Origin of the sequence: Paenarthrobacter sp. PPS72, assembly GCF_048537125.1 — a bacterium.
Lineage (GTDB): Bacteria > Actinomycetota > Actinomycetes > Actinomycetales > Micrococcaceae > Arthrobacter > Arthrobacter nitroguajacolicus_E.
Genome location: NZ_JBLYIE010000003.1, coordinates 16873 through 39225, shown reverse-complemented (window position 1 = coordinate 39225; position 22353 = coordinate 16873). Strand labels below are relative to the sequence as shown.

Annotated in this window: 25 protein-coding genes; 7 read left to right on the top strand and 18 right to left on the bottom strand. The window is 62.0% G+C overall.

Translation table 11 applies throughout. The features are described from left to right. Window positions 1-30: 30 nt before the first annotated feature. From ACLRGI_RS00970 to ACLRGI_RS00940, 7 genes are all read right to left on the bottom strand, one after another. The gene (locus ACLRGI_RS00970; RefSeq protein WP_419199864.1) at window positions 31-765 is read right to left on the bottom strand and encodes a hypothetical protein; all 735 of its coding nucleotides are present in this window, start codon (window positions 763-765) and stop codon (window positions 31-33) included. Continuing rightward, the gene (locus tag ACLRGI_RS00965; protein WP_419199863.1) at window positions 758-1288 is read right to left on the bottom strand and encodes an RNA polymerase sigma factor; all 531 of its coding nucleotides are present in this window, start codon (window positions 1286-1288) and stop codon (window positions 758-760) included. The genes ACLRGI_RS00970 and ACLRGI_RS00965 overlap by 8 nt, the downstream gene beginning before the upstream one ends. A 63-nt stretch (window positions 1289-1351) precedes the next feature. Continuing rightward, the gene (gene ppk2, locus ACLRGI_RS00960; protein WP_419199862.1) at window positions 1352-2296 is read right to left on the bottom strand and encodes a polyphosphate kinase 2; all 945 of its coding nucleotides are present in this window, start codon (window positions 2294-2296) and stop codon (window positions 1352-1354) included. A gap of 81 nt (window positions 2297-2377) precedes the next feature. Continuing rightward, window positions 2378-3055, bottom strand: a complete 678-nt coding sequence (locus ACLRGI_RS00955; protein ID WP_419199861.1) for a hypothetical protein — start codon at window positions 3053-3055, stop codon at window positions 2378-2380. Continuing rightward, window positions 3052-3510, bottom strand: coding sequence for a hypothetical protein (locus ACLRGI_RS00950; protein WP_419199860.1), 459 nt, complete (start codon window positions 3508-3510; stop codon window positions 3052-3054). The genes ACLRGI_RS00955 and ACLRGI_RS00950 overlap by 4 nt, the downstream gene beginning before the upstream one ends. Window positions 3511-3563: 53 nt before the next feature. After that, window positions 3564-4118 carry a GNAT family N-acetyltransferase gene (locus ACLRGI_RS00945; RefSeq protein WP_419199859.1) on the bottom strand — a complete coding sequence of 185 codons (555 nt, stop codon included), beginning with the start codon at window positions 4116-4118 and terminating at the stop codon, window positions 3564-3566. A 77-nt stretch (window positions 4119-4195) separates the two neighbouring features. Further along, window positions 4196-5107, bottom strand: a complete 912-nt coding sequence (locus tag ACLRGI_RS00940; protein WP_419199858.1) for a MurR/RpiR family transcriptional regulator — start codon at window positions 5105-5107, stop codon at window positions 4196-4198. 177 nt (window positions 5108-5284) lie between these two features. Here ACLRGI_RS00940 and ACLRGI_RS00935 point away from each other — a divergent pair, with 177 nt between their 5' ends. Further along, a complete protein-coding gene (locus ACLRGI_RS00935; protein WP_419199857.1) occupies window positions 5285-6589 on the top strand; it encodes an exo-beta-N-acetylmuramidase NamZ family protein in 1305 nt (434 codons plus the stop codon). A gap of 70 nt (window positions 6590-6659) precedes the next feature. Then, entirely contained in the window at window positions 6660-8678 is a 2019-nt protein-coding gene (locus tag ACLRGI_RS00930; RefSeq protein ID WP_419199856.1) for a glycoside hydrolase family 3 protein, read from the top strand. Between the two features lie 6 nt (window positions 8679-8684). Here the strand turns inward: ACLRGI_RS00930 and ACLRGI_RS00925 are convergent, their stop codons facing one another. After that, window positions 8685-9695 (bottom strand): YdcF family protein, encoded by a 1011-nt coding sequence (locus tag ACLRGI_RS00925; RefSeq protein ID WP_419199855.1) that lies wholly within the window; start codon window positions 9693-9695, stop codon window positions 8685-8687. A gap of 139 nt (window positions 9696-9834) precedes the next feature. On the opposite strand from ACLRGI_RS00925, the gene ACLRGI_RS00920 reads away from it, so the two are divergent. Then, window positions 9835-10497 (top strand): hypothetical protein, encoded by a 663-nt coding sequence (locus tag ACLRGI_RS00920; protein WP_419199854.1) that lies wholly within the window; start codon window positions 9835-9837, stop codon window positions 10495-10497. Between the two features lie 5 nt (window positions 10498-10502). Here the strand turns inward: ACLRGI_RS00920 and ACLRGI_RS00915 are convergent, their stop codons facing one another. From ACLRGI_RS00915 to ACLRGI_RS00880, 8 genes are read right to left on the bottom strand one after another with little or no spacing between them, the layout of a single operon-like run. After that, window positions 10503-10646: a hypothetical protein gene (locus ACLRGI_RS00915; protein WP_419199853.1), complete on the bottom strand. Its 144-nt coding sequence runs from the start codon at window positions 10644-10646 to the stop codon at window positions 10503-10505. Next, window positions 10643-11161 (bottom strand): alpha/beta fold hydrolase, encoded by a 519-nt coding sequence (locus ACLRGI_RS00910; protein ID WP_419199852.1) that lies wholly within the window; start codon window positions 11159-11161, stop codon window positions 10643-10645. The genes ACLRGI_RS00915 and ACLRGI_RS00910 overlap by 4 nt, the downstream gene beginning before the upstream one ends. 14 nt (window positions 11162-11175) lie before the next feature. Further along, window positions 11176-11583: a rhodanese-like domain-containing protein gene (locus ACLRGI_RS00905; RefSeq protein ID WP_419199851.1), complete on the bottom strand. Its 408-nt coding sequence runs from the start codon at window positions 11581-11583 to the stop codon at window positions 11176-11178. Continuing rightward, complete coding sequence (locus ACLRGI_RS00900) at window positions 11580-12395, bottom strand: IclR family transcriptional regulator (protein ID WP_419199850.1); 816 nt, start codon at window positions 12393-12395, stop codon at window positions 11580-11582. The genes ACLRGI_RS00905 and ACLRGI_RS00900 overlap by 4 nt, the downstream gene beginning before the upstream one ends. Then, window positions 12396-14018, bottom strand: a complete 1623-nt coding sequence (locus tag ACLRGI_RS00895) for a beta-N-acetylhexosaminidase (protein WP_419199849.1) — start codon at window positions 14016-14018, stop codon at window positions 12396-12398. Next, window positions 14015-14926 (bottom strand): carbohydrate ABC transporter permease, encoded by a 912-nt coding sequence (locus tag ACLRGI_RS00890; protein WP_419199848.1) that lies wholly within the window; start codon window positions 14924-14926, stop codon window positions 14015-14017. The genes ACLRGI_RS00895 and ACLRGI_RS00890 overlap by 4 nt, the downstream gene beginning before the upstream one ends. Further along, on the bottom strand, window positions 14923-15915 hold the full coding sequence (locus ACLRGI_RS00885; protein ID WP_419199847.1) for a carbohydrate ABC transporter permease: 993 nt from the start codon (window positions 15913-15915) through the stop codon (window positions 14923-14925). The genes ACLRGI_RS00890 and ACLRGI_RS00885 overlap by 4 nt, the downstream gene beginning before the upstream one ends. Then, window positions 15912-17204: an extracellular solute-binding protein gene (locus tag ACLRGI_RS00880; RefSeq protein ID WP_419199846.1), complete on the bottom strand. Its 1293-nt coding sequence runs from the start codon at window positions 17202-17204 to the stop codon at window positions 15912-15914. Before ACLRGI_RS00880 ends, ACLRGI_RS00885 begins: the two co-directional genes overlap by 4 nt. A gap of 279 nt (window positions 17205-17483) precedes the next feature. On the opposite strand from ACLRGI_RS00880, the gene ACLRGI_RS00875 reads away from it, so the two are divergent. The 3 genes from ACLRGI_RS00875 to ACLRGI_RS00865 are packed head-to-tail and all read left to right on the top strand — an operon-like array spanning window position 17484 to window position 20486. Continuing rightward, on the top strand, window positions 17484-17849 hold the full coding sequence (locus ACLRGI_RS00875; RefSeq protein ID WP_014923270.1) for a metal-sensitive transcriptional regulator: 366 nt from the start codon (window positions 17484-17486) through the stop codon (window positions 17847-17849). A 49-nt stretch (window positions 17850-17898) separates the two neighbouring features. Then, a complete protein-coding gene (locus tag ACLRGI_RS00870) occupies window positions 17899-18132 on the top strand; it encodes a heavy-metal-associated domain-containing protein (protein ID WP_402939300.1) in 234 nt (77 codons plus the stop codon). 8 nt (window positions 18133-18140) lie between these two features. Then, window positions 18141-20486, top strand: a complete 2346-nt coding sequence (locus tag ACLRGI_RS00865; RefSeq protein WP_419199845.1) for a heavy metal translocating P-type ATPase — start codon at window positions 18141-18143, stop codon at window positions 20484-20486. A gap of 36 nt (window positions 20487-20522) precedes the next feature. On the opposite strand, the gene ACLRGI_RS00860 is transcribed toward ACLRGI_RS00865, so the two are convergent. Further along, complete coding sequence (locus ACLRGI_RS00860; protein ID WP_011776687.1) at window positions 20523-20795, bottom strand: DUF2277 domain-containing protein; 273 nt, start codon at window positions 20793-20795, stop codon at window positions 20523-20525. Window positions 20796-20953: 158 nt separating this feature from the next. Between ACLRGI_RS00860 and ACLRGI_RS00855 the strand changes: the two genes are divergently transcribed. Then, window positions 20954-21217: a WXG100 family type VII secretion target gene (locus ACLRGI_RS00855; protein ID WP_011776688.1), complete on the top strand. Its 264-nt coding sequence runs from the start codon at window positions 20954-20956 to the stop codon at window positions 21215-21217. An 81-nt stretch (window positions 21218-21298) separates the two neighbouring features. Here ACLRGI_RS00855 and ACLRGI_RS00850 read toward each other — a convergent pair whose 3' ends face one another. Continuing rightward, on the bottom strand, window positions 21299-22339 hold the full coding sequence (locus ACLRGI_RS00850) for an EamA family transporter (RefSeq protein WP_419199844.1): 1041 nt from the start codon (window positions 22337-22339) through the stop codon (window positions 21299-21301). Between the last annotated feature and the right edge of the window lie 14 nt (window positions 22340-22353).

Sequence of the window (22353 nt, the reverse complement as noted above, 5' to 3'; positions counted from 1 at the left end):
CTATGGTGAGTGCCGACGTCGCGTTTGGCGCTATCCGCGGGCACCAGGAATGCCTTGGGGATAAGCCCGCACATCTTCCATATAGACAAGCTGGCGACCGTCTGCACACTCCCCCACGTCTTTCGAATTCACGTCGAAGCCCCCGAATGAGATGACATCGCCGATCCCGAAGATTGTTCCGTCGGGCATCACCAAGCCGGTGTCTGAGACTTTGGTGCCAGTGGGAAACAGGAAGCCGTTGCCGATACAACCGCTCTTGTCCGCTTCAAGTTTCAGTATTCGGAGAACATCCGGCCGCATGTGAATGCCTTCAGAGATGAGACGGTCGATCTCGGCCGTGGAAACGGCCAACTTACCTGCACCGCCCTTGACGATGTCGGCTTCCGCCGTCGGCGTCGGGGAGCCTGTTAGTAGGGGCGGCAGCCCGCCCGGGGAGCCTGTATCGGGCACAGGATCCAGCTGTGTAGCGGCGGGCGCTGCTTGCTCAGTCACCGGAGCCGTCATGGAGGACGTCACCACTACCCCGGCAATCACAGCCGCAGCTGCCGCCGCCAGCAAGCCAAAGCCTGCCGTCAGACGCGCACGTCGCCCGGCAGGCTGTTGATGGAAATCTGATACGGAACCACCAACGATGAGCTGTTCCGCGTCGGTGGCCAAGACAGCCAGGCTTTTCTCCCGGCTGCGGGCCAGGTCATCTTCGGTGACCGACAAGGCCGGATCGGCAGCGGTCAGTTGTTCCACTGTTCGTGCTTCTTCCCTATTCATTGCTGGCATCCTCTGTGATGTGGTCCGTCCGGAGCAGCCGGCCGAGTTCCTTCCGCGCCCGGTGCAGGCGCATCCTGACGGCCGTGGCGGTGACATCGAGCAGGTTCGACACCTCGGCGGAACTGAATCCGTCCCAATACGTCAGGAGGAGAACCTCGCGATCCTCGGACTTGAGCCGCTCCAGCGCGTCCCTCACATCGCCGTCGTCGGAACCCAACCCATAGCTCCGCTGCCGCTCCAGTTGCTGCTTGAGGTTGTTGGAGCGAACGGTGGAACGGTAGTGGTTTCTTAGGACATTCCGGGCAATGCCAAACACCACCAGTACGGACAACTCCTGGTCCTGCCGGGACTTTTCCCACGCGATCCGGAAGACGTCGGCAGTGAGATCCTCTGCCGTGGACGCGCCATCCGTTCGACGTCGGAAGTAGCGGTAAACCTTGTCGTGGCATGCGGCGTGCGCTGCCAGGAAGTGCTTCTGCCTGCCCGGTTCCACACGATCCCCCTGCTCCGTCTGCACCTTCATACCCCGTTAATGTCCGGCAGTCAGAAGAATGTAACAACGTTTCCGGGAAATGCCCCGCGAGCCTTAGTCGCCTACGGCGTCGCGGCCACGGCGGAGGATGAGCGGATCGGCGTCGTAAACAACAGAAGTGTCCTTGTCCTCGTAGTCGAACTGGTTGAGGAAGTAGCGCATGGCGTTGATGCGGGCGCGCTTCTTGTCGTTGGACTTGATAGTGATCCACGGCGCGTGATCGGAGTCGGTATGCAGGAAGGTGCGTTCCTTGGCGTCCGTGTATTCGTCCCAACGGTCCAGCGATGCAAGGTCCATGGGCGAGAGCTTCCAGCGGCGGACGGGGTCGATCTGGCGTATGGCGAAACGGGTGCGCTGCTCCTGCCTGGTCACGGAGAACCAGAACTTAGTGACGTGGATGCCGGCATCCACGAGCATCTTCTCGAAGACCGGGGCCTGGCCCATGAAGGTGTCGTATTCGTCGTCCGTGCAGAATCCCATGACGCGCTCCACATTGGCGCGGTTGTACCAGGACCTGTCGAACATGACGATCTCACCGGCGGTGGGAAGGTGCTGGATGTAGCGCTGGAAGTACCACTGGCCCTGCTCGCGGTCCGAGGGCTTGGCTAGAGCTACAGTCCGGGCAGAGCGGGGATCCAGGTGCTCGGTGAAACGCTTTATGGTGCCGCCCTTGCCCGCGGCATCCCTTCCCTCGAAGACAATGACGTGCTTCAGCCCACGGTCTTGTCCCCAGTACTGGAACTTCAGCAGCTCGATCTGCAGGCGGTATTTTTCTATCTCATACTCATCGCGGGTCATCCGCTGCTGGTACGGATAGTCCTCGTTCCACGTCTCCACCGCTGATCCACCGGGATCGATCAGGTCCGGGTCCTCGCCTTGACCGCCGCTGATTGTGTAGCCCAACTCCACCAGATGGTCGATGGTTTCACGCAGGTTGTCCCTGACCCACCAATCGTCCAATGATGTGGTGTGCGGGGCGGATGGGGTTGCCTCCGACATACGTTCCTCCTGGTCAGCCGTGTAGTGCGCGGCAGCCTAACAGTGCATGGTGACGGGAACGTGAACGGGCGATTCAGGCGGTCAACCGTGGTTCCGGCGGGCCTCGACCTTCGTGAAGAGCACCCAGGTCAACCAGACGCCACCAAGGATCGCGGCACCAGGCAGCAGGTCAACAGGCTCGAGTTCACGCCCCGCGGGAAGTACCCCGAAGCCAATCCACACAGCAGCAGCTACCACGGCGAGGCTGATGGCGTCCGAAATCAATGCAACTGACCGGCGGCGCACCAGTTTGGTCAACAACCCTCCGGCCATGATCACCACGATGGCAGCGCCCATTCCCAAGGGATAAGCGCTGAAGCCCGGCACCAGGTCCTGCGATGCAGCCCATGCCATAAAGATGAGCAGGCCGGCGAACAGTGCAAGCGAGGTGATGAGCGACCCGGCAATGGCCATCGTCGTCATCCGCCGGCCTTTGTCGTGCCGTTTCCGCGGAATGTAATCCCAGGCGCCACGAGTGAGCTTGGAGCTGATCCACCCAGCAATGACCACCAAGGTCAGCGGCACTAGAACGGGCGTGACGTAGTTGTTGCTGACCGCCCAAAAGAATGCCAACAGGGCCGTGAAGACCTGCGGCGTGGCAAGGATTCCCAGCCACCAGCCGACCAGGAATTCCTTGCGGGCTCCGGGGAGGTCAAGGGGGTGGACAAGAAACTGGGTTTCCGGATCCGGTAGTTGGACCTTCTCTTCGATGGGGTTCACGGCGTCCTCCAAGGGACCTGCTCGATGTAGGGCGGGCGGAGGCCCGCTCTTGCGATTTCGTAGACCTTCTGGCGCGCCACACCCAGCTCAGCAGCTACGGTAACTGCACTGTATTCGTCCAGCAGTTCAGCAACAGCTGCCGACCTGACTCCGGACGCCCTTGAGTTCAAATGTGCCGCGAAAATGCTGACCTCGGCTGAGAGGAGAGCTACAGCAAGCGGACCACCGAACGGCTCAGCCCAGCCCGGCTTGCCTTCGGCCGCAGCCGAATAGAGGGCATCCCCACCATCTGCGAGGACAGCCATGAGCTGTTCCGGGGCGATGCCGCGCTCAGCGAACCTCGCGGCCGCGCTTTCCCGCGAGCCGTCATCAGCGGGACGATGGGCGAGGACGTGGTGCCACCGTATATCGGAGGCATTGGATACCGGATTGTCACCCCTGGGTTGACTGCTCACAAGTGTCATCATGCGCTTCAGGCAGGCGCAATGTCAACCCTAGGGTGACAGGGTCAGCTGCCCGTGGAGGCCCTCACATCAATCCAGTAACGGCGGAAGGTCCGCCCATCTTCATCCGCCCGCACATCCTCGAGCAGCCCACCACAACGCTCAATGGTCTTAGCCGACGCCGCATTGTCGTCAGCACACGTCAAGAGAACCTGATCCGGCAGAACCCTGCCCGCATCCCCCTCCGCGGCCAAACTGGCCAGCAGTTCCCGCAAAGCCCAGGACGCCGCCCCCCTCCTGCGATCAGAGGGCCTGATTCCATAGCCGATGTGCCCGCCCGAATTCAGGAGGGCCGGGGTCAGATGGTGACGGAAAGCAATCGCACCCACGTAGCGTGAGCCCTCAGTGATCCAGAGATAGGTGCACGGGACAATGCCGTCGCTCTCAGGCGCGCTTTCGGCACCAAGCAACTTGCCAACCCAATCCGCGAAACCCTCGGGGCTGGTGACGTCGTCCGCCATGAAGAGGGCGGCACCGTCCTGATGGACGCCGGCCCACTCACGGTGGGACTCGAGGAATGACTGGTGAAAGGACGTATCAGGGGCAACAAGGGTAAACATGGACCGACCCTACCCGGGCGCGCCGCCCGGAGCACACCCAGTTGCCAGGCAGGCCAGCCGCCAGCCAGACGGGTTTGCTAGGCAGGCGGGTTTGCCCGCGACAGCTTCCGGCCCTGAACGGCTGCATGCGTCTTCTGGAGTGCCGCAATGGAGGCCTCGTAGGAATGTTGGGCCACGCCGACGAAAAGGCAATCGACAATCATCATCTGCGCTATCCGGCTCCCCATGGCACCAGGGCGGAAAGGGGTCTCGCGGGCAGCCGTGCTTAACACAATGTCAGCCGCGCTGCCCAGTGGTGAATCGGCATGGTTGGTGATGGCGATAGTGGCTGCTCCGGCCGCTTTGCCCGCCTTCAGGAAATCGATGGTGTCCAAGGTTGCCCCCGAGTGCGAGATGGCGACAGCAACGCCGTCGGAATCCAGCAGCGCCGCGGAAGCCAGTGCCGCGTGCGGATCCCACCAACTGAAAGAGGTGCGAGCAATCCGATGCAGTTTCTGCTGCAGGTCCTGGCCCACCAAACCTCCCGCTCCCACGCCGAAGATGTCCACCTTGCGGGAGCCGGACACCACCTCGATTGCCCGGGCCAACTGTTGGACATCCAGCACTTGGGCGGTATCGGCGATGGACATGGTTTCGTTGAACGCAATTTTGGAGACGATATCCCGGAGGGAGTCGGCAGTGTTGATGTCTTCGTAGACCTCGGCCGGAACGTCATGAGCCACGCTCTCGCGGGCAGTTTCACGGGCAAGGTCCAGGCGAAGAGCGGAGTAGCCGGCGTAGCCCACCTTTTTGTAGAAGCGGACCACCGAGGTGGTGGACGTTCCGCACTCCTCAGCCAGGTCGCCGATGGACATAGTGGCAGCCCGGGATGGATCCGCCAGGACCAACTCAGCAACAGCCCGCTCAGAAGGGCGCAACGCGGGCAGCACAGAGCGGATCCGCACCAGAACAGTGCGTGACAGCTGCGCATCTACCGGCGCTTCCACCATGGTTTTCCTTTCGACGGGTCCAACCCGATCCAAGGTATCGTCCGAGCCTTGTCATTAAGTTACACAAGCACCGCCGCGAAGGTAAGTCATTGACGCACTCCCGGCAAGCGAATACGGTCGGCGTAAGGAAAGTCACAAAACTTGTCATACTCCTCGCTCCCCTCGAAAGGCTTCTCCATGGCACTCGACCGTAGAAAACTGCTCCATGCATCGGGACTCGCGGCCGCGGCCGCCGTCGTCGCGCCCTTTGCCCCCGGCGCCACGGCCAGCGCCACCGCCACCGCCAGCCAAAACCGGCAGGGAAGACCGGGGTCTCCAGTCACGGGCGCCGATGTGGCCGCGGCCAACAACTGGAGCATTTTCGCCGGGCGCAAGGTAGGGGTCATCACCAATCCCACCGGCGTCCTGGCGAACTTCCGCTCAATCGTGGATGACATGGCGGCCAAGGGCGTTGCGGTTGGAGCGGTCTTCGGACCTGAGCATGGCTTCCGTGGGACGGCGCAGGACGGTGCCAGCGAGGGAACATCGGTGGACCCCCGGACCGGCATCACCGTCTATGACTCTTATGGCGCCACCGTTGCCGATTATGTTGGTTTCTTCGAAGCCTCCGGGGTGGACACCATCTGCTTCGACATCCAGGACGTGGGGGCACGCTTCTACACGTACATCTGGACCATGTGGGGTGCCATGCAGGCGGCGTCGAAGACCGGGGCCACTTTTGTTGTCCTGGACCGCCCGAACCCCATCGGTGGCCAGGCACGCGGACCGGTCCTGCAGAAGGGGTTCGAGTCCGGCGTCGGCCAACTGGGCATTGCGCTCCAGCATGGAATGACCGTGGGCGAACTCGCCAAGTACTTCAATGCAGTCCATCTTCCGGCCGCTGGCCTCAAGCCCATCCAAGACCTTCAGGTAGTTGAGGTCCAGGGATGGCGCCGCGACATGACGGGACCGGACAACCGTGCCGCGTGGATCCTGCCGAGCCCCAACATGCCAACACCCGAAACCGCCACCCTGTACCCCGGTACAGCCCTGTTCGAGGCCACCAACATGTCAGAAGGGCGCGGAACAACCCGGCCCTTCGAACTCATCGGCGCACCTTACGTGGACTACCGCTGGGCCGAGGCCCTGAACAGCAAGGGCCTGGCGGGTGTCACTTTCCGCGAGGCGTACTTCCAGCCGACACTCTCCAAGAACCAAGGCGTCATCTGTGGTGGCGTGCAGGTTCACATCACCGATCCCACCCGCGTCGAAGCCCTGGAAGTGGGCACGCATATGTTGGTCGAAGCCAAGCGCCTGTATCCCGGCTTCGCTTGGCGTGGCGATGCCGGCCGCTGGATGGGCCTGTTGAGCGGCTCGGCCCGCTTTGCTGAACAGCTCGACGCCGGCGCTGACGCCAGGACCATCATGGACAGCTGGCGTTCGGAACTGGACCAGTTCGTCCGGGACACCCGCGAGTACCTCCTCTACAACGGCAAGCGCTAGGCACAACATCCTCAAGCACAACAAGGACGATGGGATTGGGATCCACATGCAAAGAAAACGAACTTCACTGATGACAGCGGCGGCCACTGCGCTGTTAATGACCGGCGCGGGGGTGCTGACCGGCGCGGGTACGGCACTTGCGACCGTACCAACCACGGGAAGTACGACGACGGTCTCCGCCTCACCTGACATCGAGGCGATGATTGCCGGCATGACGCTGGACGAAAAAATCGGCCAGATGACCTGGACGCACGTTTACGGTTCATCAGCGGACGACACCTCCATGGCGGCAAAGAATCAAGAGCGGTATGGCGTCAATACGCCCGCCGAAGTGGTGGAAAAGTACAACCTCGGCGGAGTCCTCTATTTCGCATGGTCAGGAAACACCAACAACCCCCGCCAGGTCGCGGGCCTGTCCAACGGCCTGCAGCAAACGGCGATGCGGCAGGACGGAAACGGCATCCCACTGGCAGTCACCATTGACCAGGAAGGCGGTCTGGTTGCCCGCATCGGGCCACCCGCCACAGTGCTCCCGGGCAATATGGCCCTGGGCGCTACCGCGGACGCGAATCTTGCCAAGGCACAGGGTGAAATCCTGGGCTCGGAAATGCGCGCCATGGGCATCAACGTGGACTTCGCACCGGTGCTGGACCTCAACTCCAATCCTGACAATCCCGTCATTGGAATCCGCTCCATGGGCGAGGACCCGGCGCTGGTCAGTGAACTCGGCGTCGCCCAAATACAGGGCATTCAAGCGAACAACGTCGGCGCTGCCGCCAAGCACTTCCCCGGCCACGGTGACACCTCGGTGGATTCCCACTACGGCTTGCCTACCGTTACCTACGATCGCGAAACCCTCAACCAGCATCTGAAGCCGTTCCAGGCCGCCATCGATGGCGGCGTGGATATGGTCATGACCGCCCACATCATTGTGGAGGCCATTGATTCCGAGTTGCCCGGCACGCTCTCCCACAAGGTACTCACGGGCTTGCTTCGGGATGAGATGGGCTTCAAGGGCTTGGTGACAACCGACGCCTTGGATATGGCCGCAATGGCTGCCGAATGGCCACAGGAAGAAATCGCTGTGAAGGCAATCCAGGCCGGCTCCGACATCCTCCTTAACTCCCCGGATGTGGACGCGTCGTTCGCCGGGGTTCGCGCCGCCGTCGAATCCGGGGAGATCACCGAGGCCCGCCTGGACGACTCAGTCAGGCGGATCCTTGAATGGAAGGTCAAGCGTGGTGTCTTCGAGCAACCGCTGGCCGACCCCGCTGCCGTGGACACCCTTGTTGGAAACGCGGAGAACCTGGCAACCGCAAAGCTGATCTCAGAGCGTGCTGTCACGCTGCTCCGCAATGAAGGCAAGGTTTTGCCCCTCGCTTCGGGCAGCTCGGTGCTCGTGGTGGGTGCCGGTTCAGCCTGGCCGGAGCTGGCAGGTCCAATGCTTAAGGATCAGGGATTCGCGGTCACGGAAGACTATGAGGATGGAGCCTCGCCGTCCGCTGCGTACCGTGCGCGGGCGGTAGCCGCCGCCGGCAACGCGGACGCGGTCGTCTTCGCTTCGTACAACGCAACCGGGAACGCCGCGCAGCAGCAAATGGTGGCAGAACTGGCAGCCACCGGGACTCCGGTCATCGTTGTGGCCACGCGCAATCCCTACGACATCAGCGTCTTTCCCGGCGCCGACGCCGTGCTAAACAGTTACGGGGTCAAGGAGGTCAACTTCCACGGCGCCGTCAGCGCGATCTCGGGCGCGATCAACCCTGGTGGCAAGCTTCCGGTCAACATTCCCGCAGCCGACGGCGAGGGTGTCCTGTTGCCGCTGGGCTTCGGTCTGAGCTATGAAACCGCGACGCCGGCAGCTGTCACCTTCACGGACCGCCCGGGTCATGGGCAAGATGAGTACACCATCCCCTCCATCCCGGGCGTCTCTTACCTGATAGACGGCAAGGAAGTCGCAGCCGGGACCTACAGGAAGCCCTCCGGCACCTTGACCGTCGTGGCGGAGCGGCAGCCGGGGTACGTCTTCACCGATGGCTCAGTCACCGAATGGAGCCACACCTTCACCACCGGGCTCCCCAAGCCCTAAGAACAGTCACACCACCGGCGAGTTCATCAGTGCGACCGTGATGAGCAGGGCAATCCCGAACATCGGCAGGCAAAGGATGATGTTGGTCAGGCGGTTGTCCCTCATCACGGCCACGAACTCCCGGAGGAAGGCGCTGGGCACAAAGTATCTGGCCGTGGGAGCACCAATAACCTCGGCGTTGATCCTCTGGCGCCGGGACAAGAGTGCTGCGCGCAGTACATGGTAATTGTTGGTGCACACCAGCAAGGGCCCGTGAATGCCCTTGTCTGCCAGCAGGGCAACGGAATACGCAAGGTTTTCACGGGTGGTGGTGGCCTGGTTCTCCTCCAACACATCCGTGGCAGCCGCACCCTTTGCCACCAAGTACTCCTTCATGGCGGTGGACTCCGGCCGCGGTTCGTCCGGGCCCTGGCCTCCCGAAGGTACCAGGACCGGCTTGGCCGGAGTGCCGCCGTCGTAAATTTCCAGAGCCTTGTTCAGGCGAGCGGCGAGCAACGGCGGAACCTTGCCGTTGATCAGGCCGGAGCCCAGGACGATCACGGCTGCCGGATTCGGACTGAAACGCATCCGTGAATACACCACCGCGTATCCCAGGAACACCACGAAAGCGCAGCCAAGGTAGGAGCAGAGGAAGAACGCGAGGGCGGCGATGCCGGCCAACACCGGCTGCCCGCTCAGCACAAAAAGGAAGGCAACTACCGGGGCGAGGAACACTGCGAGTCCCACCGCTATTGGCAGGAAGCTGGTGATGCCCGGGCCTTCCCTGCGGACCATGGTGACCCCGTTGGCGATCAGGAAGCCGGCGAACACGAAGATGCTCACTACCGGCACCACCAAGACCACCAGGTTCAGCCATTCGAACCACGGGTTCAGGTCAATGAGGAACTCCAGAAGAGCCTGCAGCAGGAACCACGCCGCCACCAGCAGGAGCACGCCGTTGCGGAGCCTACGCCGGTCCGACTGGAACGAGGCAAGGAAGAGCCCCGAAAAGAGAAGTCCGAGGACCAGGTTCAGCATGATCCAAGACTAAACGCTGGGGCTAAGGCCCTCGACGGCGGCCGCCTCGCCGGATCCCATGCTGATGCCGGCAGAAGCCAGTGGGAATAGCCCGTGATAGATTCGACAGGCGAAAAAACGCAAACAAAGGTGGTTGATCATGGGCGATGCAAGGGCATTGCAGCCTCGCTATCTCAAGGCTGTTGCTGCATCGCTGCTGATGCTTGCTGTAACCGGCGGGCTCTCAGCATGCGGCGAGGAAAAGCGACCCGCGCCCCCTTATCCAGCGGTTGAGTGGCAGGGAGCCGCACCGAGCGAGGCCATAGAGGCTGATCCGTGGGTTGTAGCGGCCCGCAAATCCCTCGAAGCCCAGGCTGTCGCCCAGAATATTGCCGATTTCACCTTGCCCGAGTTGGTGGAGACCACAGGCTTGGAACTACGGGTTCGCCTTTCCAGGGTTCCCTTGAACGACGTCACGCAGAAACGTCGCCCGGACATCCGCCCGGGACCTGATCCTTTCCTCCCCATGAAGGTCCAACCGGGCCCGGTTCCCGGGACTGCCGAGGTGCACGGTTGTTTGGTGCGTTGGGCATCAGAAACGGGTGACGTGCCCGATCAACTGAGTGCCTCCGGCGTGATGTTCCGGATGGAACAACTCGCGGAAGGGCAACAACGGATCAGCAGCGTGGTTACACTTCCGGATCTGGACTGCAGTACCGCAGCACCCCCCATTGCATTGTTCGTGCCTGCTCCGGAACCCTCAGACGCTACCGACGCTGAGGACGTGGTGCGGGCAAAGCGAACCGACATAGACCCCCTCTAAAAGCTTCATTGGGATGACTCCATGGCCGTCCGGTCAGCGAACTCGTTGAGTACCGCCGCGACAACGTCAGGATGGCTCAAGGTGACGTAGTGGCCTCCGGGAATCTCCACGGGTTCAACTCCGAGCCGCTCTTGAACTTGTCGCCTCATGAAGGGCGCCGGGAAGAACTGGTCATCGCGGCACAGGATCGCCAGGGTGGGCACGTTCGGATGCCGGCCAGCCACGGCCCTGACATCCAAGCTCCTTGCTGATCACGCTCCCTGTCGGTGGCCTCGCGAACCAACTCATCGGGAACCAGAGTGAAGAACGCGTCTTCCGGAATGGTCTCCTGGTCATGCCCGGTGTTGGTCCACCAGTCGCCGAAGGTCTCTCCCGGCATCGGAATCATTGCCGAGAGGTACACCAGGCCGTCGGAGTGGAGTTCTTCGCAGACCAGCGGAGCCGTGAAGCCACCCAGTGAGTGCCCCACCACGATGGTGTGTTCAGCATGGCCAACTGCTGCCGCCACCGCGCGGGTATAGTCCTCAAGGCCGGCATCCTTGTCCTCGATGGGCAGGTCGACGGCCACTACGTCATGCCCGGAAGCTTCAAGCAACGGGCTGACCAGGTGCCTGTCCCATGCCGTGGAACCACCACCATGGATCAGTACGAAAACCGCCATCATTCCCCCGTTTCAACTCAGGACGTGTGTGCTGTCACCAAGGGATCCGGCTTGCTTTGGATGGTCCCCGCTGTTGCTGTCGCGAGGGGGAGCCCGTTCCGGATCCAATACTCCATGCCACCGATCATTTCCTTCACGGAGTAGCCAAGTTCCGCGAAGGCGAGCGCAGCGAACGTGCTGCCGTTGCATCCTGGGCCCCAGGAATAGACCACAACGTGGGAATTGGCGGGGACAAGTTCCCGCGCGAGGGCCGGAATGCGCGCCGTCGGAATATGTACGGCGCCGGGAATATGTCCGTGGTCCCACGAGGACTTCCGGCGGGTATCCACCACCACCAGCGAGCCAGGTTGGGACTCAGCCACTTCCATGACATCGATCTCGCACTGCAACTTGGCACGAAAGTAGTCTGATGCGCTGATACTCATGCGAGCTTCGCCAGTTTCGCAGTTGCCCGGCGGGAACCCAGTTTGGCGGAGATCCGGAGACTCGTCTCCGCTGCCATCGGGCCAACTTCCCGGACGCGCTTGGCTGTCATTCGCGACGACAACGACGACACCGATAGTGCTGCCACCACATGATCATCATGGCCAAAAATCGGGGCGGCAACGCAGCGAACCTCGGGTTCATTTTCGCGGTCATCTATTGAATAGCCGCGCCGCCGGATGGCCTCAAAGTCGGCACGGAGCAACGCCGGATCCGTGATGGTCTTCTCCGTGAGGGGTTGAAGCTCAGCGGCGAGGATCGGTCCCACCACTTCCTCCGGACTGAAGGCCAGCATGGCCTTGCCTACGGCAGTGCAGTAGGCCGGCATCGTGGCGCCCACCCGCGAAGCCATGCGTACTGTGGCCTCGTCCTCCACCTTGTCCAGATAGACAACGTCCTGCCCGGAAAGCACCACCAAGTGGCAGGTGCTCTCCGTAGCGCGCATGAGGCTTCGGAGTTCGCTGTTGGCTACGCTGCGCAGATCCACGCGGTCCAAGTAGGACTGTCCCAGCCGCAAACAGCCGTGCCCCAAGCGGAACTTGCCCGTCTCATGGTCACGCTCCAGGAGGTTTTCTTCCAGCAACGGCGCGGCCAAACGCAACAGGGTGCTCTTGTTCAAGCCGGAGAGCCGCGTAAGTTCCACGAGCGCAAGCCCGTCACCGTTGCCAGGCTCCTCGGCCACCACAGTCAACAAAGCCAGCGCCTTGCGAAGCGATGCCGAGGAATTGCGGGCATCCTTGCCTTCAGTAGTCACTCAGTTCCTCACGAGCTGCTCGGCGTCGTAATCTCGTTTCCAACCCTCAACACCCGGCCGCTGCTGCCACGGCAAGGGACCGGACAACGGCCGGTATTCAACTCCCATGGCTTCAAGCCGTGCCAAGTGTGAGCCGTTGAGTCGGGTCAGGAATTCATCGTAGTCCCGGCCCTCCGGCTTGGACCAGAACACTTCGGAGATAGCACTGAGTCGCGGGAACGCTGCGAACTGCACGCGCCGCGCTGAATCGAGGTGTTCGCTCCAGATGTTGGCCTGTGCACCGAGCAAGCGGCCAGGGAACTCCGTGGCTTCGTCAGCTGGCAGTGGCTCGAACTCGTAGACCGCCTGCAGCGTGGTCACGAAGCCCACGGGCACTGGTTCGTCGTCACCGTCGGCTTGGCGGTGGTCCAGATACAGCTTGTGCTCGGGGCACATCACAACGTCGTAACCCTTGCGGAGCGCGTCAATGCCGCCTTGGTATCCGCGCCAGGACGCCACCAGCGCGCCGTCCGGGAGGCCGCCGTCGCCGATTTCATCCCACACGGACGTGGTGCGGCCGTGCTGCTGCAGATGAAGCGCCAACTGCCCGACGAACCAGCTGTGCAAGCCGGAAACATCGTCCAAGCCCAGCTCATTGGCCTTCGCTTGCGCCTGGGCACTGGCCTGCCATTGGGTGAGTGGCACTTCGTCCCCGCCGAGACTTATCCACGGGGAGGGGAAGATCTTCACCACTTCGTCCAGCAGGTTCCGGTAGAACTCGAGCGAGGTATCGGACACTTCCAGGACCGTTTCACTGATACCCCACCGCGTCCACACCTCCACAGGCGTTGAACCGCCGGCCGGGGGCGCGCCCAGCTCCGGATAGGCAGCGATGGCAGCCTGGCTGTGACCCGGAACATCGATCTCCGGGATGACGGTGATGTGCCGGTCAGCGGCGAACGCAACGATCTCGCGGAGATCGTCCTGCGTGTAAAAACCACCGTGCGGCCGGCCGTCGAAAACTCCGGCGCGCCAGGAACCAAGCGACGATTCACGGCGCCACGCACCGGTTTCGGTCAGTTTAGGGTAGCGATTGATCTGGATCCGCCAGCCCTGATCATCCGTGAGGTGCAGGTGCAGGACGTTGAGTTTGTGCATGGCCATCACCTCGATGAACCGGAGCACGTTGTCCTTAGGCAGGAAGTGCCGCGCGACGTCCAGCATGGTTCCGCGGTACCCGAAGCGCGGCTTGTCCTCCACAGAAACGCGCGGTACCGACCAGCTGGAGGCAGGTCCCACGGCGGCCTGCCTCAGGGCCGCCGGTCCCATCAACTGCAACAGCGTCTGTGCACCGTAGAAGGCGCCGCCGGCACCACCCGCAGAAATCACGACGGCGTCACTCACCTCCAGGCGGTAGGCCTCGGCGTCGAGCGTGGGGTCCAGCAGCAGACGGATGACTGCCTCGCCTGCCGGCGCGCGATCCAAGTCCCAACCGGTTGCGGCCCCCAAAGCCCGGGCCAGCCAACGGCGAGGACCACTCAGTTCAGGATCGGCGCCCACGGTGGTGCCGGCGTCGAACTCCAACTCGCCCGAGCCCGCGGAGAAGGACCACGGCGCCGGAATCAACTGGTGAGCCGTACTCATCCCTTCACCGCCCCGGCAAGTCCGGATACCAGCTTGCGCTGGACTGATACGAAGAAGATCAGCACAGGAATGGTCATGATGACCGAGCCGGCCATGATGGCTCCCCAATCGTTTTGGTCAGGCTTGAAGAACGTCAGCAATGCCATGGGCAGTGTCTGGTTCTCTTGGGCGGAGATGATGAAGGTCTTCGCGAACAGGAAGTCGTTCCAGGTGGAAATGAACGAGAAAACCGAACATGCCACCACACCCGGCGCCACCAGGGGAAACAGGATGGAGCGGACAAACCGGAAGCTGCTGGCGCCGTCCAGCCGGGCCGCTTCTTCAACTTCCAGCGGAACAGCGGCCACGAAACCACGCAGCATCCAGATGGCGAACGGAATGCTGAAACCAACATGCACCAGCACCAAAGATCCCAGCTGATTCAGTCCCACCAGCGGGATGGCCTCTCCGGCGTTGCGGAGCAGGAAGAACAGCGGAATGGTGAGGGCTTCAACAGGCACCATCTGCGAAACCAGGATGATGATCAGGAGCTTGGTGCGCATTTTGAAGTTGTAGCGGGTCAGGGCTACGGCCGCCAGGAATGCCAGGACAGTGGACAGCACCACCACTACCAGAGCCACGATGACGCTGTTCAGGAAGTACTGGCCAAAATTGTTCACGCCCAGGACGCGCCCGAACGAGTCCAGCGACGGTTCCAGTGTGTACGGGGCCGCATCACCGGCGTCGAGCGCTGTTTTGGGCTTCAACGCGGACAGCACCATCCAGAACAGCGGGAACGCAACGATCAGGGCGATAACAATCGCCGCGGCGTCCGCGCCGAAGCGGCGCTTGCCTTGCTTACGCAGCTTCTGCGGGGCATCCGCCTGAGTGTTCGGGCTGGGGACGGAGGAAACGTCGACGGCGGTCATAGGGCTTCGCCTGTTCTCTTGAGAATCCGGAGGTAGACCAGCGTGATGACCATGAGCAGGGCTGTCATGATCACGCCGAGGGCAGAACCGAGGCCATACAGGCTCGCGGCAAACGCTTGTTGGTAGCCGTAGACGTTGAGCACCAGGTTTTGGCCGGCGATGCCGCCGCCGTTGGTCATGATGTAGATCTGCGAGAAGATCTTGAAGTTCCAGATGATCGATTGGATGGTCACCACGATCACGATTGGCCTCAGCATCGGGAGCATGATGCTGCGCGCAATCCTGGGCATGGAAGCGCCGTCGATCCTGGCAGCTTCAATGACTTCCGTTGGGATGGCCTGAATGCCTGCGTAGACCGTGACCAGGACGAACGGGAACGAGCACCACACCACTTCGCTGGCGACGAGTCCGAAAGCCGACCATTTGTCGTAGGTCCAGGAGTACCCCTCAAACTGCGTCAGTCCAATAGCCACCAGCGTCTTGTTGACCAGGCCCAAGGTGGGCTCGAACAGGAACAGCCACACGGCGCTGCCGGTGACCGCCGGGGTAGCCCACGCACCCAGTGAGACGACGAACAGCATCGAGCGGACCCAAGGGCGCAGCCTTGTTGCCAGCACCGCCAATGAACTGCCCACCAGCAAGGTAAAGACCACGCAGGCGGTGGCGAAGACCACCGTGTTGCCAAGAACGGTCCAGAACTGCGGATCAGCGAAGAGCTTCTGGTAGTTCTCCAAGCCCACGAAGTTCAGGGGCGCCTTGCCGCTGACCTGTGCCTGGCGGTAGTCGTACAGTGAGACGTTGATCAACTGGAAGATCGGGTAACCGAGCAGTGCGATCAGGACGATGAACGCCGGGGCAAGGTAAAGCCAGGGCTCCAGGCCGCGCTTTCCGTTGGAGAATCGCCGGGACTTGCGTGCCGCCGTCGTCGAGCCTTTGCTTTGAGGGCCGCCCTGAGGCGTCTCAGGCAGAACCGGGGTGAGCGCTGTCACTTGGAGCCGAACGCCGTGTTCATGGCCGCTGCGGCCTCCGTGGTTGCGGCGTTGACGTCAGCCTTGCCCGTGACCACTTTCTGGTACATGCCGGTGAAGACACCTTGGGCGTCGATGGTGGACCAGCTTTCCGTGACCGGGACGAACTTGGTTCCGGCAGCGAGGGTGTTGATGAACGGTTCCACCTGCTTGTTGTTCTCCGCCACGGACTTCTGCACGTCGCTGAAGGTGGGGAGGTTGCCCATGGAATCGAACATCTTCTGCTGGTATTTCTTGCTGGCCAACAGCTTCACGAAGTCGGCGGCGAGCGTGCGGCGTTCGCTGCTGTTGAAGACTCCCAGGTTGTTACCGCCAGCAAAGGCCGGTGCGATGGAGCCGGCAGTCTTGCCGGGAACGGGAACTACCGCGAACTTGTCCTTGATGGCGCTGGCTGCAACGGCCTTGTAGTTGAAGTCGCCACCGATGGTCATGGCCGACTTGCCGGCAATGAACTGCTGGACGCTGGCATTTCCACCGAACTCAGCGCAGGTCTGGGCCGGGCAGATGTCGTCCTTGAGAAGGCGTGTGTAGGCAGCGACGCCCTCACGCGACTCAGTGGAATCCAATCCTGAAACGAACGTGCCGCCTTCCTTCGTGGCGATCTCGCCGCCGTTGGCCCACAAGTACGGCATGGCCGAGAACTGGGCGGCGCCACCTACGGAGATGCCGAGCAGCTCCGGGTTTGCTGCACGGGCAGCGCGGGCCACTGTTTCAACCTCGTCCAAAGTTTTGGGAACCTCAAGGCCGAGCTGCTGCAGGAGGTCCGTGCGGTAGTAGAGGGCGCGGACTCCCACGAACCACGGTACGCCGTAGTTCTTGCCGTCGATCTCGGTGGTGTCCAGGATCTTCTCGTCCAGGTCCTTGGCCTCATCCCAGGATTTGATGTCCTCAGTGACGTCGGCCAGGCCACCGGATGCCACGTAGCTGGCAAGGTCCGTGTTGCCGAATTCAGCCACGTCAGGCGCGCTGGAAGGATCGTTGAAGGCGGCCTTGAACCGTTCCGCGCGGCTGTCGACGGGAATGTACTGGACATCGATCTTGGCACCACTGTGTGCCGCTTCGAATTCAGTAACTGCTTCCTTGACCACTGCGGACTTGGGGTCCTGGTTGACCTCCGAGAAGAGCCAAACGCGGACAGTGCCGGTCCGCTCGTCCGAGCTGGAGGCTGCATTGTTTGAGGTGGGCGGAGCGCAAGCGGTCAATGCGAGCGCTGCGATGGCTACGGCCGCTGCGGAGCGTGCGAGTTTCAAGTGTCCTCCAAGGAGAAAGTTGGGTTCCGCGGGTTTCCCCCCTCCGCGGCTATGAGACCAAACACTATGAACGTGCCGGTGTGGGCGGAAGCACATTCCTCAAAAGGTTTGCATTGCAAAACAAGAATCCAGTTTTTGGGGTTTTGGTCTATACCTACCCCCGTGGTTGGTCTAGTCCTTTATCTTGTGCCCGTAGTCGGAAGGCGGATAGATGAGATGTGCACATATACCCCTAGGGGGTACTTGACGGCATACCCCCCTTGGGTATAGCTTGGAGTCATGAGCACGCCAGACCTGAGCATGAGCCATCCGGATGCACCCATTATCGAAGTGGATCTGGAGCACGCCGCGCCCCACGGGTACACCAGCAATAAGGATGCGTACCTCAAACGTTTGAAGCGCATTGAAGGGCAAGTCCGCGGCATCGCACGCATGGTGGAGGACGACAAATACTGCATCGACATCCTCACCCAAGTAGCCGCTGCCACCAAGGCCCTTCATGCGGTCAGCCTGGGACTCGTAGAGGAACACATCGGCCACTGCGTTGTGGGTGCCGCCTCCGAGCCCAACCCCGAAGCCCGCGCCGAACAAATCGACGCCAAAGTGAAGGAGGCCACCGATGCCATCGGGCGCCTGCTGCGGTAACTCCGCCAACAACCACCACACCATTCAACTCATCACCAAGGAGAGCGCCATGAGCCAGACCATCCAGACCAACGTCAACGTTTCGGGCATGACCTGTGGCCACTGCGTCTCCAGCGTGAGCGAAGAACTCGAGTCGCTCAGCGGTGTCGAAAACGTCGCCGTGGACCTCAACCCCGGTGGCCTGTCCACCGTGACCATCACATCAACCAAGGAGCTCTCGCCGTCTGAAATTGGCGAGGCCGTGGCAGAAGCCGGCTACCTGGTGGTAGCCAACGAAGCTTAGGAGTCCTCTTGACTAGCCAGGAGACTTTCAACCGACCCGCATACCGGGTCATCGAGCTGGACATCGAGGGCATGACCTGCGCCTCGTGCGTCAATCGAGTGGAGCGAAAACTGGGCAAACTCGAGGGAGTGGAGGCCAGCGTCAACCTGCCCCTCGAATCCGCCCAGGTCACAGTCCCGGCAACCGTGACAGATCAACAGATCGTGGACACCGTCAATGCAACCGGCTACAAAGCCACAGTCCGCCAAGCCCCCGCCCGGCACACCCGGGACGCACATGCCGAACATGAGCATCACGCTGCGAATGAGCCAGCCCAGCACGACGAGCACGGCGGACGCGGGGAACACGGCGGGCATGAAAACCACATGGACCATGGACCGGCGGCCTCTACGCTGCGTCCGCGCCTGATCCTTGCGGCCGTTCTCACCATTCCCGTGTTTGCAATCTCCATGATCCCCGCCTTGCAGTTCGCCAACTGGGGATGGATTGTGGGCGCGCTGGCCTTGCCGGTGGTTAGCTGGGCGGCTTGGCCCTTCCACCGCGCTGCAGCCATCAACGCGCGGCACTTCGCTTCCACTATGGACACGCTGGTTTCCATTGGTGTCATCGCCGCTTACCTCTACTCGGCATGGCAACTCTTTGTGGATCCCCGCATGACCGAACACCCGGGCATGGAAAACATGTCCGGCGGCGGGCTCTACTTCGAGGTCGCAGCGGTGGTCACCACGTTCCTGCTTCTGGGCCGCTACCTTGAGGCGAACGCCAAGGCCAAAGCCGGCAACGCGCTCAAAGCGCTGCTGAACCTGGGCGCCAAGGATGCAACCATCCTGGTGGACGGCGTCGAGCAGAAGATCCCCGCGGATAAGCTCCTCGTAAACGACGTCATCGTCGTCCGCCCTGGCGAGAAAATTGCCACGGACGGCCTGGTCACCGACGGCGCTTCCGCCGTCGACGCTTCGCTGGTCACAGGCGAATCGGTACCTGTAGAGGTTGGGCCGGGAAGCCTGGTGACGGGCGCTACGATCAACACTTCGGGTCGCCTGCTGGTCAGGGCCACCCGCGTGGGCTCCGACACCACACTCGCTCAAATGGGGCGCCTGGTCAGCCAGGCGCAAACCGGCAAGGCACCCATCGCGAGGCTCGCGGACAGGATCAGCTCTGTCTTCGTCCCGATCGTGCTGGTCATCGCGTTAGTCACCTTCCTTTTGTGGCTGTTCGTCTCAGGCGACCTGAACGCAGCCTTTACGGCAGCTGTTGCCGTCCTGGTGATTGCCTGCCCCTGCGCCTTGGGCTTGGCGACTCCCGTCGGGCTGCTGACGGGGACTGGCCGCGGAGCTCAGCTGGGCATCCTCATCAAGGGCCCACAGGTTCTTGAGGACACCCGGCATGTGGACACCATCCTGCTGGACAAGACGGGCACCGTCACCAGCGGCAAGCTCGCCGTGGACCATACCGTGGGCCTCAACGGCTACTCCGCGGAGACAGTTCTAAGGCTGGCCGGAGCTGTTGAATCCAACTCCGAGCATCCGATCGCCCACGCGATTGCAGCTGCGGCAAAGGACGCCACGCCCGACGCCGGTGCCCTCCTTGGTGTTGACGGTTTCAGTTCCGCTCCCGGGGGCGGAGTGAGGGGCACGGTTGCCTTCGACGGAACCTCCAAGACCGTTGTGGTGGGACGATCCGGATGGCTCGAAGAGAATGGTATCGCCCTCGACTCGGACCATCGGGACGCCCTGGCTGCAGAGGAGAATGGCGGCGCCACAGCCATCTGGGTTGCAGTGGACGGCGAGGCTGCAGGAATCGTGAGCCTGAGTGACACCATCAAACCCGGCTCGGCAGCTGCAATTCAGAAGTTGAAGGACATGGGAATCCGTCCCATCCTGCTGACGGGCGACAATGCCGCAGTGGCCGCACAAGTTGCTGCCGCCGTCGGAATTTCAGCGGACGACGTGTTCGCCGGCGTACTGCCTGAGGGGAAAGTTGAGGCGGTCCGGAAGCTCCAGGCGTCCGGCGCGACGGTTGCCATGGCCGGCGACGGCGTGAACGATGCCGCAGCCTTGGCACAGTCGGACCTGGGTATCGCAATGGGTTCGGGAACTGACGTTGCCATCGAGGCTTCGGACCTAACGGTGATGGGCAGTGATCTAGGTCAGTTGGTGCAGGCTATTGAGCTGTCCCGGAAGACCTTGTCCACCATCAAAACCAACCTGTTCTGGGCGTTCTTCTACAACGCTATCGGCATCCCGGTGGCAGCACTTGGATTCCTGAATCCCATGATCGCCGGCGCAGCAATGGCAGCCAGCTCCGTGCTGGTAGTTGCGAACTCCCTCAGGCTGCGCTCGTTCGGGAAGTAGAAGTAGACCGAACCTTTAGGAGGCAGGAGGCCTGGGCTACGCGGTTCCGAAACGGACCGCTGCCCGGGCCTTCGCTTTGGCGGCTTCCTCATCGCGGTTCTTTGCCGGGCCATGGCTCACCAAGGAATCCAAGAGATGCTGCGTAATATGCGCGATCTCGTGGACAGCCTCAGCGAAGGCTTCCTCATTGGCCTTGGAGGGTTTGGTGGATCCGCTGATTTTGCGAACATATTGCAGGGCAGCGGCCTCCACTTCGGCGCTCGTGGCGTGCGGTTCGAAGTTATGCAGGGTCCTGATATTGCGGCACATAACCCCATGCTAACTATGGGCAGCGCTACATGGGGAGGGGTGCCCATCGACGCTTTTTGGATTCCCGGGATAGGTTTTAGCTATTGGATCTTCCGGATGAGCCGGAGGCCGTTGGGGATGCCGAAGAGCTCGGGTCCGAAAAAATGAAGGAGAATCTCATGGCTATTTGGGGTGCAGATGTTGATCAGCTTCGTCAGCTCGGTAACAAGCTGAAGGCCGGGGCCGAGAACATCGAGCAGCAGCGTTCACAGCTCAAGGGCGCACTTGACGGCACCGACTGGAAGGGCCCGGACGCTGACAAGTTCCGCGGCGAGTGGGACAGCCAGCACGCTTCGAACCTGAAGAAGGTTGCCGACGCACTTCGCGAAGCCGGCGACCGCGCTCAGAAGAACGCTGAGCAGCAGCAGCAGGCTTCCAACTAAGACAGTTGGGAAAACCCCGGACGCAGCAGCGTCCGGGGTTTTCGCCGTTAAGAGAGCGCCTAGCCCGTGTTGCTCGGCGGGTTAGTTGCGGGGCGCCTTCGTCGCCCGCCCCGAGGGGACGGGTTCCACGTCGTTCGGGTGATCCAAAACGCTGGCTGTTTCTTGAGCGGCGAGCGCTGCCCTGCGATCCCCACGCAGCTCATCAACGCGAACCAGCACCACGCCGCCCACGATGAGGAGTCCGCCCAGCAGCTGAATGGGGCCGGGGAGTTCACCCAAAAGCAGCCAGGCCCAGATCACAGCGAATAGAACTTCCGTGAGGGACACGAACGACGCTACCTTCGAGCCGAGGCTGCGGGCAGCCATGATGCCGGAAACGTACGCGAGCACTGTGGCCAGGATGATGAGCCCGACGGCGGAGACCCACCACGGAGTGATCCATGGTCCCAGCGTTGTGTCCGCGGTGCTGAAAGTCATGGGCAGCAGTCCCAATAGGCCGATAAGCCACATGACCAGCGCACCCACCAAGAGACCCCCCGAAGCGAGGACCAGTGGAGGGAGATTGTCGTTTTCTTTCGCGGTGATGAAGAAGTAGATCACCAGGCAGACCGCAGCAGCCATGCCCCAAAGAACTCCAATGAAGTCCACCTTCACGGCACCGGTCAGATCAAGCACCAGAACCAGGCCGCAAAGGGACAGCAGGGCGCCGGCCGCCGTAAGCGCGCGGGGCCGCCGTCGGCTGGCGATCCAGAGCCACAGCACAATCATCACCGGAGCCAGGTACTCAAGCAGCAGTGCCACGCCCACGGACAAGCGGGCCACGGCGTTGAAGTAGAAGAGTTGGCATCCTGCCACTCCGATCAGCCCGAAGAGCAGGATAGTGAGCCAGTTGTCCTTCAGTTGGTGCCAACGGCCCCGGAGAACCACGACGGCGGGAATCACCAATATCAATGCGGCACCCGTGAGGCGCACGGCAACTGCGGCGCCGGGTGACCAGCCGGTTTCGAGCATGGACTTGGCAAACGAACCGGACGTGCCGAAAACAGCGGAAGAAAAGAGAGCGATGCCGAGTCCTGATGCCAGGAAACTCTTTGCATCAGCCTTCGTCGTTGGAGCTGACACAGCAGCCTCCTGTC

Coding starts and splice junctions, on each gene's coding strand:
- ACLRGI_RS00925 (WP_419199855.1), bottom strand. CDS start 9,695: ATGCTGAACCTGGTCCTCGGACTTCTCTTTTCGGGGCTCTTCCTTGCC.
- ACLRGI_RS00965 (WP_419199863.1), bottom strand. CDS start 1,288: ATGAAGGTGCAGACGGAGCAGGGGGATCGTGTGGAACCGGGCAGGCAG.
- ACLRGI_RS00875 (WP_014923270.1), top strand. CDS start 17,484: ATGAGCACGCCAGACCTGAGCATGAGCCATCCGGATGCACCCATTATC.
- ACLRGI_RS00930 (WP_419199856.1), top strand. CDS start 6,660: ATGACAGCGGCGGCCACTGCGCTGTTAATGACCGGCGCGGGGGTGCTG.
- ACLRGI_RS00970 (WP_419199864.1), bottom strand. CDS start 765: ATGAATAGGGAAGAAGCACGAACAGTGGAACAACTGACCGCTGCCGAT.
- ACLRGI_RS00920 (WP_419199854.1), top strand. CDS start 9,835: ATGGGCGATGCAAGGGCATTGCAGCCTCGCTATCTCAAGGCTGTTGCT.
- ACLRGI_RS00910 (WP_419199852.1), bottom strand. CDS start 11,161: ATGATGGCGGTTTTCGTACTGATCCATGGTGGTGGTTCCACGGCATGG.
- ACLRGI_RS00905 (WP_419199851.1), bottom strand. CDS start 11,583: ATGAGTATCAGCGCATCAGACTACTTTCGTGCCAAGTTGCAGTGCGAG.
- ACLRGI_RS00945 (WP_419199859.1), bottom strand. CDS start 4,118: ATGTTTACCCTTGTTGCCCCTGATACGTCCTTTCACCAGTCATTCCTC.
- ACLRGI_RS00935 (WP_419199857.1), top strand. CDS start 5,285: ATGGCACTCGACCGTAGAAAACTGCTCCATGCATCGGGACTCGCGGCC.
- ACLRGI_RS00860 (WP_011776687.1), bottom strand. CDS start 20,795: ATGTGCCGCAATATCAGGACCCTGCATAACTTCGAACCGCACGCCACG.
- ppk2 (WP_419199862.1), bottom strand. CDS start 2,296: ATGTCGGAGGCAACCCCATCCGCCCCGCACACCACATCATTGGACGAT.
- ACLRGI_RS00890 (WP_419199848.1), bottom strand. CDS start 14,926: ATGACCGCCGTCGACGTTTCCTCCGTCCCCAGCCCGAACACTCAGGCG.
- ACLRGI_RS00915 (WP_419199853.1), bottom strand. CDS start 10,646: ATGAGGCGACAAGTTCAAGAGCGGCTCGGAGTTGAACCCGTGGAGATT.
- ACLRGI_RS00870 (WP_402939300.1), top strand. CDS start 17,899: ATGAGCCAGACCATCCAGACCAACGTCAACGTTTCGGGCATGACCTGT.
- ACLRGI_RS00895 (WP_419199849.1), bottom strand. CDS start 14,018: ATGAGTACGGCTCACCAGTTGATTCCGGCGCCGTGGTCCTTCTCCGCG.
- ACLRGI_RS00940 (WP_419199858.1), bottom strand. CDS start 5,107: ATGGTGGAAGCGCCGGTAGATGCGCAGCTGTCACGCACTGTTCTGGTG.
- ACLRGI_RS00855 (WP_011776688.1), top strand. CDS start 20,954: ATGGCTATTTGGGGTGCAGATGTTGATCAGCTTCGTCAGCTCGGTAAC.